The sequence below is a fragment of the Bacillus sp. SIMBA_074 genome (genome assembly GCF_046534555.1).
Taxonomy (GTDB): domain Bacteria; phylum Bacillota; class Bacilli; order Bacillales; family Bacillaceae_G; genus Bacillus_A; species Bacillus_A mycoides.
The window spans coordinates 1-337 of the sequence record NZ_JAWRYM010000233.1 but is presented as its reverse complement, the minus strand read 5'-3'; the positions used below and the strand labels follow the sequence as shown (position 1 = coordinate 337).

General features: G+C 76.3%; 1 protein-coding gene. It reads left to right on the top strand.

What is annotated here, in order from left to right; translation table 11 throughout:
- Positions 1-48: 48 nt before the first annotated feature.
- Positions 49-337 (top strand): primosomal protein N' family DNA-binding protein (locus SB773_RS30640; protein WP_486304303.1); only part of this gene is annotated, 289 nt, incomplete at its 3' end.

The following is a 337-nucleotide window of genomic DNA, read 5'->3' as shown; positions in this document are numbered from 1 at the left end:
GCGGCTCGACCGCGTCGACGACCTGCGCTCGGCCGCGGGGATCTAGCCGTGGCGGCGGCCGCACGGGTCGCCCGGGTGGTCATCGACTCGCCGCTCCCTCAGCTCGACCACCTCTTCGACTACGCCATACCGGAGGAGCTGGCCGCAGAGGCCCTGCCCGGTGTGCGCGTCCGGGTGCCGCTCCGTTCGGCGGGTCGCGTCGCGGACGGGTACCTCGTCGAGCTCGGCCAGCCGGACGACGGCTACGACGGGACGCTCAGCCCGCTGGAGGCGGTCGTGTCGCCCGCTCGCGTGCTCACGCCCGGGGTGTGGCGGCTGGCGCGCCGCCTCGCCGACC